This window comes from Xenorhabdus entomophaga (assembly GCF_037996725.1).
Taxonomy (GTDB): Bacteria; Pseudomonadota; Gammaproteobacteria; order Enterobacterales; family Enterobacteriaceae; genus Xenorhabdus; species Xenorhabdus khoisanae.
This window is the reverse complement of sequence record NZ_JBBMXH010000053.1, coordinates 15,002-30,160: the sequence shown is the minus strand read 5'-3', so window position 1 is coordinate 30,160 and position 15,159 is coordinate 15,002. Positions and strand designations below refer to the sequence as shown.

General features: G+C 48.4%; 8 protein-coding genes and 1 pseudogene. 1 reads left to right on the top strand and 8 read right to left on the bottom strand.

The features are described from left to right. Nucleotides 1-116: 116 nt before the first annotated feature. Nucleotides 117-920, top strand: a pseudogene (locus tag AAC854_RS12365) (IS3 family transposase); the annotation flags it as partial. Between the two features lie 106 nt (nucleotides 921-1,026). Here the strand turns inward: AAC854_RS12365 and AAC854_RS12360 are convergent. The 8 genes from AAC854_RS12360 to AAC854_RS12325 form a co-directional block, all read right to left on the bottom strand. After that, entirely contained in the window at nucleotides 1,027-2,082 is a 1,056-nt protein-coding gene (locus tag AAC854_RS12360) for a FecCD family ABC transporter permease (RefSeq protein WP_340617355.1), read from the bottom strand. Continuing rightward, entirely contained in the window at nucleotides 2,079-3,089 is a 1,011-nt protein-coding gene (locus AAC854_RS12355; RefSeq protein WP_340617354.1) for a FecCD family ABC transporter permease, read from the bottom strand. Before AAC854_RS12355 ends, AAC854_RS12360 begins: the two co-directional genes overlap by 4 nt. A 2-nt stretch (nucleotides 3,090-3,091) precedes the next feature. After that, nucleotides 3,092-3,889: an ABC transporter ATP-binding protein gene (locus AAC854_RS12350; protein ID WP_340617353.1), complete on the bottom strand. Its 798-nt coding sequence runs from the start codon at nucleotides 3,887-3,889 to the stop codon at nucleotides 3,092-3,094. Between the two features lie 110 nt (nucleotides 3,890-3,999). Continuing rightward, nucleotides 4,000-5,154 (bottom strand): histidine decarboxylase, encoded by a 1,155-nt coding sequence (locus AAC854_RS12345; protein WP_340617352.1) that lies wholly within the window; start codon nucleotides 5,152-5,154, stop codon nucleotides 4,000-4,002. A gap of 19 nt (nucleotides 5,155-5,173) precedes the next feature. After that, nucleotides 5,174-6,487 (bottom strand): putative histamine N-monooxygenase, encoded by a 1,314-nt coding sequence (gene basC / locus AAC854_RS12340; protein ID WP_340617351.1) that lies wholly within the window; start codon nucleotides 6,485-6,487, stop codon nucleotides 5,174-5,176. A 21-nt stretch (nucleotides 6,488-6,508) separates the two neighbouring features. Next, nucleotides 6,509-10,969, bottom strand: a complete 4,461-nt coding sequence (locus AAC854_RS12335) for an amino acid adenylation domain-containing protein (RefSeq protein ID WP_340617350.1) — start codon at nucleotides 10,967-10,969, stop codon at nucleotides 6,509-6,511. A gap of 90 nt (nucleotides 10,970-11,059) precedes the next feature. After that, a complete protein-coding gene (locus AAC854_RS12330; protein WP_340617349.1) occupies nucleotides 11,060-12,019 on the bottom strand; it encodes an ABC transporter substrate-binding protein in 960 nt (319 codons plus the stop codon). 106 nt (nucleotides 12,020-12,125) lie between these two features. Then, entirely contained in the window at nucleotides 12,126-14,975 is a 2,850-nt protein-coding gene (locus AAC854_RS12325; protein ID WP_340617348.1) for a condensation domain-containing protein, read from the bottom strand. Between the last annotated feature and the right edge of the window lie 184 nt (nucleotides 14,976-15,159).

Here is a 15,159-nt window from a genome sequence, read left to right as displayed (position 1 = left end):
TATAAGGATGAAACGTAAACGCGCCTGGATGAGAATTCAGTTTTTAGAACAGGTATTACAAGCAGGATTTTCTAACCTGAATGTTATTTGATCATTCATGCGGTTGCCCTGGGGGCGAACTGCAGGGCATTACGCCTGTAGGCAAGGCACTGATGCCCGAACAACGCCAGATACAGGCATTAGAAAAACAGGTGAAACGCCTGGAAATGGAAAAAGAAATCCTAAAGCAGGCGGCCGTGTTGATGAGCGAGATGCGCAGTGGCGCTATGCGTTGATCACACGGCTGAGCACCCGATGGGCGGTCACGGAATTATGTCAGATGCTTCAAGTGTCACGCAGTGCCTATTATGACTGGCGACAACGGCCTGTTGACACGGAACGTATGCAGTTGCGTATCCGGGTTCGTGAACTGTATAACCAAAGTCACGGAGCGATAGGCAGCCGCACCGAATGTTCGGTGGTGCGGTGACATTACGTATATTCGAATTCGTGATGGCTGGTGTTATCTGGCGCCCGTGATAGATTTATTCTCCCGCCGTGTTGTCTGCATGGCGATATCGGCTTCACCGGATGCCGAGTTGGTGTGCAGATCATTGAGCAATGCACTCGAGACCCGTCATATTGAGGGACGTCTGATATTTCATTCGGATCAAGGAAGCCAATACAGCAGCAATAAGTTCCGTCGTTTATTATGGAGAAACAAAATCATCCAGAGCATGAGCCGACGGGGAAATTGCTGGGATAATTCCCCAATGGAGAGAGTCTTTCGCAGCCTGAAGAGTGAATGGGTTTCCTCGGAAGGGTATCTGGATATCCATGATGCCATACGGGATATCACACAATATTTGGGCGGCTATTACAACCACGATCGTCCGCATAGTTTTAATGGTGGAATGTTCCTGTCGCTGCTGACAAAATAGACATTTTACTTCCACCGTCGCCATTTAATTTCTCCGAAAAAATGGCGAGTTTACACAACCATCAACGGGTTGAATGCATGACCAATTGATATCACGCCCCAGATATTCAGCGTTTACGTAATGCGCTCAGCCGCATCGTCAGGATGAACAGGGGCACGCCAATGAGTGTGAAGCTTAACCCGATAGGGAGAAAGACTCCTGAGGGTGCTGCTTTCGTCATGATATCCGCGGCGACGACTAGATTGCCGCCCACCAGAGCGGAAAGAAACAGTCGGGCGCGGCCTGTGGCCGATGAAATAAAGCTAGCCAGATGCGGGGCCAATATCCCCAGAAAGCTCAATGGCCCTACTGCGGTGACAGATGCTGCGCTTAACAGTACAGAAAACATCATCAGCAACGGACGGGAGTATTTGATAGGCTCCCCAAGGGACATAGCAAGTTCATTTCCAAGCTCATAGCGGTTTAAAGCTGGGCCAGTGATCAGAATTCCGATAATACTCAATAAGAATAATGGCATGAATGATGCGATAATTGGCCAACTGGCCTGAAACAATGATCCTTGCATCCATCCGGCAAGATTCAAGGATAATTCTGTCGGAAGATAGAGAATAAGAAAAGAGCTGACAGAACTAAGAACGGACGAGACGGCAATCCCCATCAGTAAAATTGCCAAGCCACTTGCGCGATTATTGCCGACGAGCAAAGTCAAAAACAACGCAACAATCAGTCCACCAGCCAGTGCAGCAAGGACGATCAGCATGTTAGGTGCGGAAGGAACAAACGCCAGCAAGACTATGATCATCGTCATAGATCCCTGACTTATACCAAAAAGGCCGGGGTCGGCCAGTGGATTGCGAGCAATCGGCTGCAAAATAGCTCCGGCAAGGGCTGCGCACCAACCCACCATCAGTCCCAATAAAATATGAGGTATCCGTACAACCCAGAGTGCATAAAACTGGTGGTGCTCAAGGGAATATCCGAAAAGCATATGCGTGAGTTCACGTATACCAACGTTCGTAACCCCGACGTTTAAAGAAATAGCCACGAGTATGATCGTGATGGTAAATAGGTATAAACCGACTTTTATATCACGGGTACGCATCTGCAATCCGTTGGCGAAACGTAATACCCTTTGTCCGTCTGTTGCCTGACCGAAGTTCATAACGATCTCTCCGATGTTGCTGAAAGATAGCGCTTTCTGATGATCCAGATAAAAAACAGCCCTCCCAAAAAATCCATTAGAATGCCGGTATGTATGACATAAGGCTGGAAGAGTGTCTGCGCACAGAGATTGGCAATCAGGCAAATACTTGCTCCCGTCAGAGCACAGGCTGGCAGCGACAGCATAAAATTCTGACCAACCAGAGGCTTGACAATATGGGGTACAACCAGCCCCACGAAACCAATCAGACCGCATATGGCAACGGCAGAACTGGATGCAACTATGGCTGCAATCAGCGCAATGCGCGAAACAAGCATTGCATTCACGCCAATCGAAAGCGCCTTTTCGTAACCGAGCAGAATAAGTGTCAGTGGACGTGCCAGTAATAAAAGTACTATTAAGGCCAGTATACCGAACCACCCAAAATGGTGAAGTCTTGTGATATAGGCATGATTGATGGCCCCAGCTAACCAGCTCAAATATTCGGTTCGTAATGCAGGATAGGCAAGAAGAACAGCATTGCTTATCCCTAGATAAAGCATCGCTATTAATGTGCCTGACAGTATCAGTAGCAAGTCGCGAGAAACACCGTTAACGCCAGCCAGGCGAGAGATTGCAAGTGATGACAGAAAGCCGAATAATCCGCCGACAAGGGCTGCTATGCCTTGTAATGTCAGATCGAACTCAAAGCTGATTGCGCCTACGATGACAAACAGTGCCGCACCGGCATTGATTCCCAATGTTGATGAGGAGGCTAGTGGATTGCGGATAAGCCCCTGGAAGACGAGACCACTGCATGCCATTACCGCACCGACATAAACAGAAATCAAGGCCCGTGGCAGTCGCTGGTATAAAATAACTGCCTGCTCATAGTCTTGAGGTTCGGGTTGTGTTAAGGCCGCATAAATTTGCGAAACTGACGCAATATTCACGCCAAGAGAGAGGCTAGAAAAAAAGATCAGCAGCAATACAAAAGGTGCGAATATAAAGAACAGTCTGGATTTCATTATCATACTCCGGACTGATTTTCAGAGTGATTTATGCCCGGATAAGGCTGACAGATAAGGCTGCCGTTGTAACTGAAAATATCGGCAGGAATATCAAATACGCGCCGGATATTATCTACCGTTATCGTTTTATTGACAGCACCTGCTGCAATAACGCTGCCAGTATTCAGCATCACAACATCATCGGCAAAAGTCGTTGTTAGATTTAAATCATGTAGCACTACAACGATGGTTTTTCCGTGCTGGAGTGAGAGATCGCGAACCAGTTTAAGCACTGTGTATTGATATTTGATATCCAGGTGGTTCACTGGTTCGTCCATAAGAATGATGTCAGTGTCCTGTGCAAGCACCATCGCCACCCATGCGCGCTGGCGTTGCCCTCCTGAAAGGGAATTGACTTGAGAGCCTGCCTTATCGGCCAAGCCGACGATTTCCAATACATCATGAAACAATTTGCGATCCCGCGAGGATGGCCCGCCGAAAAGAGAATTGCGCCCACAAGCAGTCAGCTCGATCAACTCTCCCAATGTCATGTAATCCGGGCAGTGGCATTCCTGCGGCAGATAAGAGATTCTTCGAGCCAGCGCTTTACGACTTATCCCTGTAATCAGTTTACCTTCCAACAGAATTTCTCCGCTTTTCAGGGGAATGAAACCCATGATGGACTTCAGAAGTGTCGACTTACCGCAGCCATTAGACCCGACGAGTGCAGTGATGCGCCCTTGGGCAAAGTCTACTGACAAATCATGCAATACGGTTTTCTTGCCGTAAGTTGCGGTGATATTTTTTGCTGTAAGCACTAAATGCTCCTTCAGTTTATCTTATATAAAACAAATTACAGTGTAATAGTTATGATTTGGCTAGCATACCAAAATCATAGGGTAAGCCCCAATGTCGTTGTTTTTACCTCTCACATGACAGCATCCTGCACTTGAACTATCTGGCGCGATTCAGCAATGACACTGTTGATTAATGCGTCGATCTTACTACTGTCGTGATGATGTGCCGTGGTGATTAGGTGAGCAATATCTCCCGACGTAGCCAGACAATGCTTCTTCCAGACGGCTGCTGACGGGCATGGAAATACCACCGTAATGGAGTTGTCATGACGCCAGGCGTCTATCCCGGCAGCACGAAAACGCTTGACGGCATATTGTGCCATCTCCAGGCAGTGTTTTGTGCGGCGCTGCCAATCGGCAAACGAGTGACTGCGAATGGCCGCCCACATCATGAGTGGTGTCTGGCCATTACGTGAACCTGAGATGGTCTTGTCCTGAGCCGAAATGTAATCAACATCGACTGTAATACGCTCAACGTTTTTCCGTTTTGCAACAACAATCCCGCAAGGAATGGGGGAACCTATCATTTTGTGCCCGGAAACACAGATGGAGTCGATACCATCTGCAAAGGTAAAAGGCTGCGGGTTATCTACGAACGGCAAAATCATCCCGCTTAAGGCAGCGTCGGCGTGCAGATAGTAATTCTCGCGAGCGATACCGACCTGCTGCATACGTTGTTGAATGATCTTTATGTTATCCACCGCACCGCGCAATGTCGTGCCGATATTGGCAAAGATGATTGGATGTGGTTCCTTATGAGCGATGATCTTCTGCATCAGGTCATTATCATCTATCTCACCCGTGGGTAAGGATTCTACTAAACAAGATTTGATACGCAGTAACTTGACGATTTTTGCCACCGAATAATGCGTATCTTTTGAATAATAAAGTGTCCCCTCCGGGAATAGTTCTCGCCCAAGATAGCAGCCGAACATATTACCTTCCGTTCCTCCGTTGGTAACATAACCCCAACTGTCTTCGAAAGGGATTTTGAACAGTTCAGCAAAATATTTCATGACCTCTTTTTCGAACTCAAAAGAGTTTAAGAGATAGTTGCACTCCGCTCCCCAGTCACCACAATTGTTGATAGAGAACCGCATGAATCTCTGTAAATAAGAATAATCAAAGTCTGAGGACTCAGGATAGCCGATATTGAAATACTGGTTTTTAACACAGTAATGCCAAAACGCATCTAGCCTGTTCTTATCGGCAAAGGACAATGTCATCTTTATCTCCTGTATCGTATCACTCTGGCAGACCAAAGCTCTGGAATGACGAGTTTTGAGGCAAGCGATAATACTCTCGTCCAAGAAGCTGGTTGGCAATAATCCCATTGCGATACGCACCAAGCCCCAGATCGGGAGAGCCAATACCGTGCTGAAAAATCTCAGCATTCTGGACGAAAATAAGGCCTTTTCCTTTGTCAAGGCGCTGAGCACTGAAGTCCTCTTTTACAATAAAATCGCCGTAATCGTCGGTTGCAAGCACGGTATTTTTGAGTCCTTCTAACCATTCGGGGCTGGTATGCTCATAACCTGTAGCAGCGACAATAGCATCGGTTTCAATGACGCCGACTTTATTGAGATGCCGATGACGAAAAACGACCCGCAACGCCTCAGAGTCTCCGGTGTTTTCTACCTGCTCGACTTCGCAGTTTGAAACAAGCAAAAGTCCTGGATCACGGCCGCCGATGGAGCCTTCATACAAAATGTCGAAGATATCTGCGATAGTTGAGGTGCTGATACCTTTATAAAGTCCCCCTTGGCCCGCCACGATCTTGCGGCGTTTCTCTCTTGTTATATTGTGAAAATGGTTCATGTAGGCCGGCGTGAAACACTCCTGACCGAGTTTTGACGATTCCATAGGATGAAAACCGGCAGATCGGGTGATCCACTGGATTGAAGCACCGGCCTCTATCATTTCAGGCGTCAACGCATTGTGGAGCGCCAGCACGCATTCGGCAGCACTTTGCCCTGAGCCAATTACCGTGACACGCCGGCACGTTGAGAGCTGTGCACGTCTGTTTATAAACTCTGCCGAATGTAAAATAGGCGCTTTGGTCTGGATTTTAGCCCACTCAGGCAGAAATGGAGCGGTTCCTATACCGATAGTAAGGTGACGACTGTAATACTGATGCGTCGGTCCCGTATGAGGCTGACTTTCAATAATGAAATTATCGGAAACCGGATCATAAGCCACATCAATGACATTTTCACCGAACTGGCAGGAGGGAAGCTGTTGAGTCGCCCAGCGGCAATAATGGTCATATTCCTGGCGTGGGATCTGAAAGTTTTCATAATAGTAGAATCTGTAAAGACGATCATGCTTATGCAGATAATTAAGAAAACTCAGAGGGTGTGTAGGTTCTGCCATCGTTACCAGATCCGCCAGGAATGGAACCTGCAGTGTTGTACCGGGTAACAGGAGACCCTCATGCCAGCGAAACTCAGGCTTACGTTCGAGGAAAAGGCTGGTCAGATCCGAGTGGGACGAAAGTAGCGCCGCCAATCCCAGATTGAAGGGGCCAATACCAATACCGATCAGGTCAATATTATTCATACTAATAATCCGGGCTGTTTTTTAAAGTTTTTTATTAAGATGTTGTTCAACTTCTGCCACGTTACGGCAACGCAGCAGTTGAGAGAGCGAAAGCACGATCGCAAATTCCTCATAGATCCGTGCTGAAATTGTTTTCAGATGCTGAGGACGCAGCCCCATGCTGATGAAGTCGCTGGCTTCATCGATGTGGCTAGCGTGTGCTTGGCCGAGCACGTCCAGATAGATTTCCAGCACCTTCTTTTTCATCGCTGTTTCTCGCGCAGGGAAAGAGTCGTGCCGAATAGGCGGTTGCTCATGCACCGATTCCGTCAGCAGGTTGCGTGCTTTAGCGCGATCAGGTTTGCCATTTGGTGAGAGCGGTAATTCGGTGACCGGCAGGAGCCGTGTTGGGATATGCGATGGAGGCAGACATTGGCAGGCATATTTGCGCAATTCTGCTCCTGATAAAGCATCCTCTTGTCGCGGCACATAAAGTACGCCGATGGCTGTCTCACCGTGCATTTTCTCGCCATAGTCCACAACAAGAACATGCTTAACCGACGGGTGACGAACCAGTTCATTCTCGATGTCAGGCAACGAAATACGTACTCCACGCACCTTGACGTAACCGCTGACACGGCTATCAAAGACAATGATGCCATCACGACGATAGTGCCCATGATCACCGGTCCGGAATGCGCGGATCTCTTCTCTGTTCGTATCCTTGATGGTCACAAAATCAGTCTGGGTGAGGTTTCCGTTTTCCAGATAACCCAATGCGACATTGACGCCTGCCGTATGAATAAGGCCGGTAACACCTACCGGACAATGGTCGCCACGCCCGTTTAGCAGAAAATAGCTGTTAGCCGGTAAGGGCCTTCCATAAGGGATCAGGCTAACGTCGTCCAGCCCTATGTCATGCCATATACTCCATATAGTCGTCTCTGTTGGCCCCCCCAACGAAATCAACCGTACTGACGGCAGGAGTGTGCGCAGGCTACCAATAACAGCCGGTTTGATGTAATCGCCACCCTGAGCAATCAGCCGCAGGCTTTTCAATTCATTCCCCTGACGGCACGCGAGAAGCATTTCCAGAATAGCGGGCACGGAGCACCATAATGTCACCTTGTGCTTGGCAACTAACTGGTTCCAGCGTAGTGCATCTTTTTCTTCACCGATAGCGGGAAGAACAAGGGTCGCACCTGCAGTCAGGCAGCCAAAAACGTCGAAGACCGACATATCATGATGCAAAGGCGTGATAGAAATAAAGACATCCCGATGCGTTACGGACCATTCGTCAAGAGTGCTGGTGATGACATTTGAAGTTGATTTATTGGATAAAACAACGCATTTAGGCCTTCCGGTTGTCCCGGATGTGTAGAGGTAATAGGCGGGCGCTTCGCTTGATGAGAGAGCGTCAAGCATAAGCGGGAGTTCTGCCAAGGGTTCGGCAGACAAGAGTTTTTCAGGTGTTTCTGCTGGATGTTCAATCCCTTCTCTTTTTGTCGTTACCACAAGGTCTGGATGGCAGTTTTCAAGGAGATAGTGCAGTCGCTCCGAGGGCGAATCTGCGTCTATCGGAACCCAGATCACCCCCGTCAACGCACAGGCCAGGGCCACAGCCGTGTGCTCAGGCCCACGGTGCATACAGAGGGCAACGACACTACCCTTGGAAAGCCCTTTCTCCATGAAAGCTCCCATTATTCGACGCACATTACGTCCCAGTTCGGCGTAGCTGACATGCTTGTCGCCACTGATAAGTGCCGTTTTGGTGTTTTTGCTGTCGAAGATATTGGTGGCTATCCGGCTGAGAAACCGCCCGCAGTGAAAATCAGCTTCAATGCCGTTCAATCGATAGTGGTTCGTATCGATAATATCCTGCGCCGAAATTGCGAATACGCCTGAAGCTGCGATGGCCTGTATTGCCTTGTCTATAGCTCCCAAAATGTCTCGAACGAGAGCCGGTTCAATCGCCGCAGTGGCATAATCGATGTCAAAGACAAGCGCTTTGTCTGCATTGATCGAAAAACGAATATCCATCGCGACTTGTGGTGTCTGCGTCAGCCCGCTATGCAACTGCATACAACTGTCCTGACCTGATACCGGCCACGAAAGTCCGTTGGTAATCACCACCGGTAAAACAGGGCCAGCACCATGCTTTTCAACCAGAAGCCGGGTAATGTCTATACCTGAAAATGCAAGATGTTCGAGTCCTTCCAGCACATCGTTCTGTAGGGTGCTGGCTCGCTCAGAAAGGTTACCCAGCTCAGCATTCCAGTTGACCACAATAAAACTTGAACGATTACACAAAACACCGGATACCTGCGGCGCGACGGGAACGCCGATGAACAAACTCTTCTCTTCGAGCCAATGGGACATAACCTCAAGTACCAGCGTCATGATGGTAGAATTCTTGAAAAGCATTTGTTTGACGCCGGCTTTCGACACTGCGATATAATCTTCCCGTGCTACAATCAGGCTTTGCCGTGCATAGAGGGAAGTACCTATTTGTGCCAGTGGTTTTGTCCACGGAAATCGTAGTGGGCCGCTGACTGCCTCAAGCTTTGTTTTCCAATACGCTTCATCCATCTTGCGCCTTTCAGAGATATCTTCCCCATCCAAGGGGGAATCAGTATCCGCCACGATTGATACCTTGCCCTCGAAAAGCTCTACCATCAGGGCAGCTATCGAGCGTCCATCAAGGATCAGTGCGTCGAAACGAACAAGTGCGATCAGATTATCCTCTTCCGGTTTATTCTCCGGCAAACGGAACAGAGTGATGTCCCACGGAGAGCAATCCAAGTCGAAAAGCGCATGTGCAAATGCTTCACGGTGGTTTTCCACATGACGGAGTGCCTCTTCCCGTGACAGGGTGCTCAGGTCGATTTGCTGTAAATTGATATCCGCTTCTGCGCTGACATATTGGACGAGTCGCTTTGCATCTATTCGGGTGCGCAAACTTTCATGACGCTGAACCATATCCGCCAGGTGATTTCGCAGATGTGCCAATTCCATGCGGCCGCGGTACTCGCGAAATTCTTGCATCGCAACGCCACCAAGCGGTAATTCTGCCCGCCGCCCAAGCAGATATGCCAGTTGCAGGGAGGTTAGTGGTTTTTCCATGCTGTTTTTCCGGTCGATTTTTACAGTAGAGTCAGTGGTTCTGATTCTGTCTGTCGGTGATGGGGCTGTTATTGCATCGGGCGAATGTATTGCCTCATTGAAGCGTTGCGGATATGTGGCGATTTCACGGACGAAATTGATAAAACTGTCAAACATTGGGGTTATCCATTCTTCTGGCAGTATATCCAGACGAATGTCCCAGTTGATAAGAATACCACCGTCGGCGGAAGCAACTTGTGCGTCGAGCGCAACTTGCGGACCTTGTGAGATAACCCAGTTCATGGGACCAAATACGCGCCTGACACGATCTGAAAGAAGCTCTTCCCCCGGTATATCCAGTGCCGCAGTGAAGACGACAGGAGTCAATTGCGTCGCGCCATGATGCCGGGAAAGATCGCGCATCAGATTCACACCAGGATAAGCCGAATGGGCGAGCAAATCTGTCAGTTGCCCGCCAAGCCGTTTACAAAGGTCAGCAGGGCTTTCTGTTCCATTGATATCCACGCCGAGGATGAGCACATTAGAGAAATCACCGACGATCCTCTCCACGCCATCCACAAGGGGGGAACGCCAGAACATCGGCACATTGAGCCGAAAGCATTTATCTCCGGTATGCCTTCCAAGAACAATAGAGAAAAGTCCCAGCATCAAGCTCGACATGGTTACCCTATGTGTTCGGGCAAGCCTTTTCAAGGCCTGACGCTCGTCTGGCTGGAGCCATGCCGCCAGCCGATGGCTGCGAGCCTGATTGGGCAAAGTTTTGTTAATAGGCAACGCGGGGGCTGGCGGAATGTGCGGAATACGTGAGCGCCACCAGATTCTGTCCCTTTCACGGGCAGCTTTTAGATAGGGATCGGTGCGTACCTGATCGCACCAGTTGAAATATGACGCGATTACCGGAGCCGGCTGATCCGGGTTATCATAAAATATCGCCAGATCCTCCATTAATACCCTGAAACCCGAAGGATCGATAGCTATCATATCTGTATCGACATGCAGGCGAAATTTTCCGCCATCCCGCAGACTGAGTGAAAAACGGGACGCCTGACCAGAAGAAAGATCAAGCTTCTGGTGGGTCCACTCCACGCGTTTAACAAGAAGTAACCTTGCCTCCTCCTGTGCTGGTAATCCCCTAAGATCCTCAATCTCCAGCAATAACGACTCACCGGATGGAGTAACAGTCTGAAGCCCTTCCGCGTTGACACAGAGTCTTAGCATGGGGTGCAGAGAACAAACACGTTCCAGAGCCTGTTTAAGTCGTTCTATCTCAATGTCATAGCCGTCGAACTCGGCATAAAGATGCGCGGCAACGCCTCCCAAATCGGTCTGAACATTACGCCCGACCCAGCAGGCTGCCTGCATTGACGTTAATTCTCTCATAGTTTATTCATGTGGTTAAAAAGTTCTGATTAGTAAGAGCAAGCATAAAAACAAGTTGAATTCACATAGCCTTTGGCGGGCTGGATCATTTTATTGCTTTGTCTTAGCCCATTCTCCCACGGCTCTGAGAGTATGTTCCGCACTGGCAAACGTGGGGGTAAAAACTTCGCCTGTGTTAAGAAAAACAATCCGTTTTTCGCGAGCGGGTTTCATATAGTGAGTCCATCCAGGCACAATCCGATCAAGTGCGGAGCGAATAGCGTTCTCATCGAGCTCCTTACTGCCCCAACTGTTGAGTACTACCAGAACGTCCGGATTGAGTTCGCCTAATTTGTCAGCACTCAACTGTAAAAGCAGTTGAGATGAGGAGGCAGAAAGACCGCCTTGTGCCGAGAGATTCAGACGGGTGAAACCAAGATCTTCCAATGCTTGAGTGAAACCGGTTGCTTCGCCGACGACATTGATCTGATCTGTTACAAGGATTGGCAGATAGGTCTTATTAGCCAGATTTTCCGGCAAAAGGGCGCGTGTTGCTGCTACGCGTTGTAAATACATATCCCGCCGTTTTTGAAAGTCCCGCTCACGTCCGGTAAGTCTGGCCAGATTTTCTTCAATATTGAAATTATGGAATTTTCCAGAAAGGAAATTTTGTAGATAGACAGGAGCGACCGTTGAAAGTTGTTTTACCTTGTCGACATCGAATTCTGTTCCAATAATGAGGTCTGGTTTAAGCGCGTAAAGTTTTTCCAGATCGATCTCCCGGCCAGAACTGATACCCTGTGGTTTTGTGTATCCTTTACCGAGCACACTATCGACAAAATCTGCACCAAACTGATAGGTGCCATCTTCCGAACGGCCATAACTGCCGACCGGTTGAATGCCCAGTTCCATTAGGGGCAGACCGATAGCTGGCTCGCTCATCACCACAATACGTTGTGGTTCCTCAGGAATAACGACTTCCCGTCCCATAGTATCCGTGACCTGCCGCGTTGCGGCAAAGGCCGATGTCCCCATCAAGCACAGTAATATGACAGTAATAGCAGATCGCATAATATTTTCTCTTTCAGAGCGAAATAGGGTTATATGGCCCGGTCAGGCAACAAATCACCCCTGACCGAACCATATCCATAATGGTTGGTTCATCACCTCATAGACATCACACAGGGACTTGAGCAAGGGGGAGGCTTGAAACCTCAGGTGTTGTGAAGAATGCGAAAACTTTATCTATTGTTTCACGGATACGCTGGACGTGTTCTTCAGGGTAACGATCCGCACGGTAAGTTATCACCAGTCGCATTATTCTTTCTCCATCAATGACATCTTCCATGATCTCGAATTGAAGACCGAACATGGATTCTTTTTTATCGGGATCGATTTGCCGGTAGCGTATATCGTTACCAGACGGGGTCTTAAGGGCACCATTCAGTGCATTATTGGCATGAATCTGAATATAAACGTCGAATATCAGGCCATCCTCAGGCGTCATCCCTAACGATTGTTGAATAAGATCGAGCGGTATATCCGCATACGGCATGGAATTATTGATAGTGTCTCTGGTGTCTTCGATCAGTGTGCTAACGGGTTTCTTTGGATAGAACTGCAACCGATGAGCAACCATGGTGGTAAAATAACCTACTGTATCATAGGCTTCGGGATCGGTACGACCCGACGCAGAGGTACCTATCACGATATCCTTCAGATTGCCAAGCTTGTGCAGCGAAAGCGCAATTGCAGCGTAGACGACACTGAACAGGGAAGCATTATTTTGCCGAGCAAAGGAATAAAGGCGATGGGTGATTTCAGGTTTAGGTTTGTATTCGATCCAGCCGGCCTCTGACGAACTTTCATGCGCTGAGATAGTCTTCCGGTTGTCAGATAAGTCGAGTTCTAACCCGCGCGTTGCATCACGCAACATGTTAGTCCAGTAATCGAGATGCTTTTGATTAAAACCGCCTGTCTGCTGTTGCAGAGCAAACTTATGGAATGACAATGCGGTTTTTTTCCAGACAGGAGCCATACCAGCAGAACGCGCTAAATAAGCCTGGGCAAGTTCTTCCATCAGGACGTTCAAAGACCATTCATCAATAACCATATGATGAACGAGGAATGACAATATTTGACGTCCGGTTTCTGGATTACGGATCAGCCGTATTCTGATCGGCAATTCGCGGGAAAGATCGAACTTATAAGCAGCTTCGTCATCAAGATGTACACCTTTGCTTTCGTGACTGCGCCAGAACCACTTATCATTGGTCACGTCCGACATGGCGACAATCTGCTGACAGGCCTCACCATTTTGAACATGGAATAGGGTGCGCAGGCTGGAATGACGCTCGATAAGATCAGAAAAAGCCTGCTCAAGGAGCGTTTCGTCAACCTCATCAAGAAAATCCAGCGCGAAAGGCAGGTTGAAGATGGTGCTAAATTCATAAGCGTTATAGGCATTCCAAAGAGAGGTTTGTGCGAGTGCCAAGGGTGCCGTCAAACGATCGTTTTGCGTCTGCGCCGAAGGCTCCGCATCCTTACTCTGATTTATTATCACTGCGCGTGATGCCAAGGCGGCAGCAGAAGGGTGACTGAAGAAATCACCGAAGTGCACTTCCAGCCCGTGCGTGCCGAGTAGTTTACCGATAATGCGCGTTGCCAGCAGAGAATGACCGCCACAGTCAAAAAAATCATCATCCAGCGTCATATCTGTAACGGCCAAAGTTTCACGGAACTCTGACAATATGATCGCTGCTATTTCATCAGTACCAGCAGAGATCTCCTGGCCGGGGGCGTTGTGAGCAGAATGCACAGCAGTGCCAGGCACAGAATTCGCGACTAAACCCGCAATGGCATCTTCACCACTTTTAAGAAATGACACAAAACGATTTAGCAGAAACTCGCCGGTATGACCGGAAATCGCCTGGCCGGTTGTTAATATAAGGCTAATTTCTTCTGTACCTTCACACTCTGTTGCCAGTTCAAAATCGGGACGCATTTCATAGGTTGGCAATAGGATGGGCTGGCTCAGTAAGCTCTGTTGTTCAACCAGACCGTTCGGACGAGATAACAACCGAACATATACCCAGGACTCATCATCCCCTGTTACTAGAGTACCGGAGAGAAGATTGTCTTCGTCTGGTTGCGCCTGAAGCCTATCCATGACGGATTTGATGATCTGTGTTTCCGCCATGCCACACTCGATAATAATGCGGCGGAAACCGTCCGGCTGTAAAAGACAAAGTGCAATCTTTTCTTGACCGCCGAGCAGGCCAATGAACTGGGCGAATCTGGCTGAAATCATAGCCGACACACAGTGGGGCAGCCTGTCGCGGGAAAGGGACGTTTTCAGTTCATTAATTTTAAGTCCTGTTTTCCAACGCAGTGCGAGCCTATCTTTACTCAGGTCGGCTGTTACATCAAAAGAGGAATGAATGATGCTGTTCTCACTATTGCAACAGCGCAGCCAGGATACGAGAGAAGTCGCTTTTCCGTCGAAAGGTAGTAAGGCGACACGTTTTAGGGATGGGGGCTCTACACAGTGACCGGCATAAGCGCGGATCAGTATTTCGAGTATCTCGTTTTCATGACAAGTTTGTGCCAATATCTCGTGCAAAATAAGAGATAAAATAACTTCATTATTTTTTTGTATTATCAATATCTTAAAGGGAGGATGCTGCTCAGGGACCCAAGTAGATGCCTGCACAGTCAGTATCTGCTTGATCATGTCTGTATGTGAGCTGGCATGGGAAAACTCAAGGCATGCCTGCCAGCCCACGACTCGGGTTTTATGCAACTCACCGTCATCATTTAACTCATAGCGTACGTTCAGAGCCGGTATTGCTTCAATAACAGACTGAATAGCATGTACCATCATTGAAATATTAACATTGTCATGAAGCCGCCAGGCTGAGAGCTGCTTGAGAATTCGGCCAGGGTTTTGTTGCTGTAGTAGCCAGATATGTTCTTCATAACGGGATACGGGTATGTGCGATAACTTTCCTGAATCAATATTCAACATGGATTTTCTCGTTTTATCAAACTGAACGGTCATTTTTTACAATGTATTAATACGAGCCAATATCCATTAAATGCCACATAGGAGGGCTAATGCTGCCCGCCGGATGTGCGTTGCAGTGGCTGCCGTATTTGAAACGAACTGACAAATATACAATTGACAAATGAGGAGGTTAACATAATATTGT

Bases quoted from the DNA above. Each gene is read 5' to 3' on its own strand.
- AAC854_RS12325 (WP_340617348.1), bottom strand. From the start codon at position 14,975: ATGTTGAATATTGATTCAGGAAAGTTATCGCACATACCCGTATCCCGT.
- AAC854_RS12355 (WP_340617354.1), bottom strand. From the start codon at position 3,089: ATGAAATCCAGACTGTTCTTTATATTCGCACCTTTTGTATTGCTGCTG.
- basC (WP_340617351.1), bottom strand. From the start codon at position 6,487: ATGAATAATATTGACCTGATCGGTATTGGTATTGGCCCCTTCAATCTG.
- AAC854_RS12360 (WP_340617355.1), bottom strand. From the start codon at position 2,082: ATGAACTTCGGTCAGGCAACAGACGGACAAAGGGTATTACGTTTCGCC.
- AAC854_RS12345 (WP_340617352.1), bottom strand. From the start codon at position 5,154: ATGACATTGTCCTTTGCCGATAAGAACAGGCTAGATGCGTTTTGGCAT.
- AAC854_RS12335 (WP_340617350.1), bottom strand. From the start codon at position 10,969: ATGAGAGAATTAACGTCAATGCAGGCAGCCTGCTGGGTCGGGCGTAAT.
- AAC854_RS12330 (WP_340617349.1), bottom strand. From the start codon at position 12,019: ATGCGATCTGCTATTACTGTCATATTACTGTGCTTGATGGGGACATCG.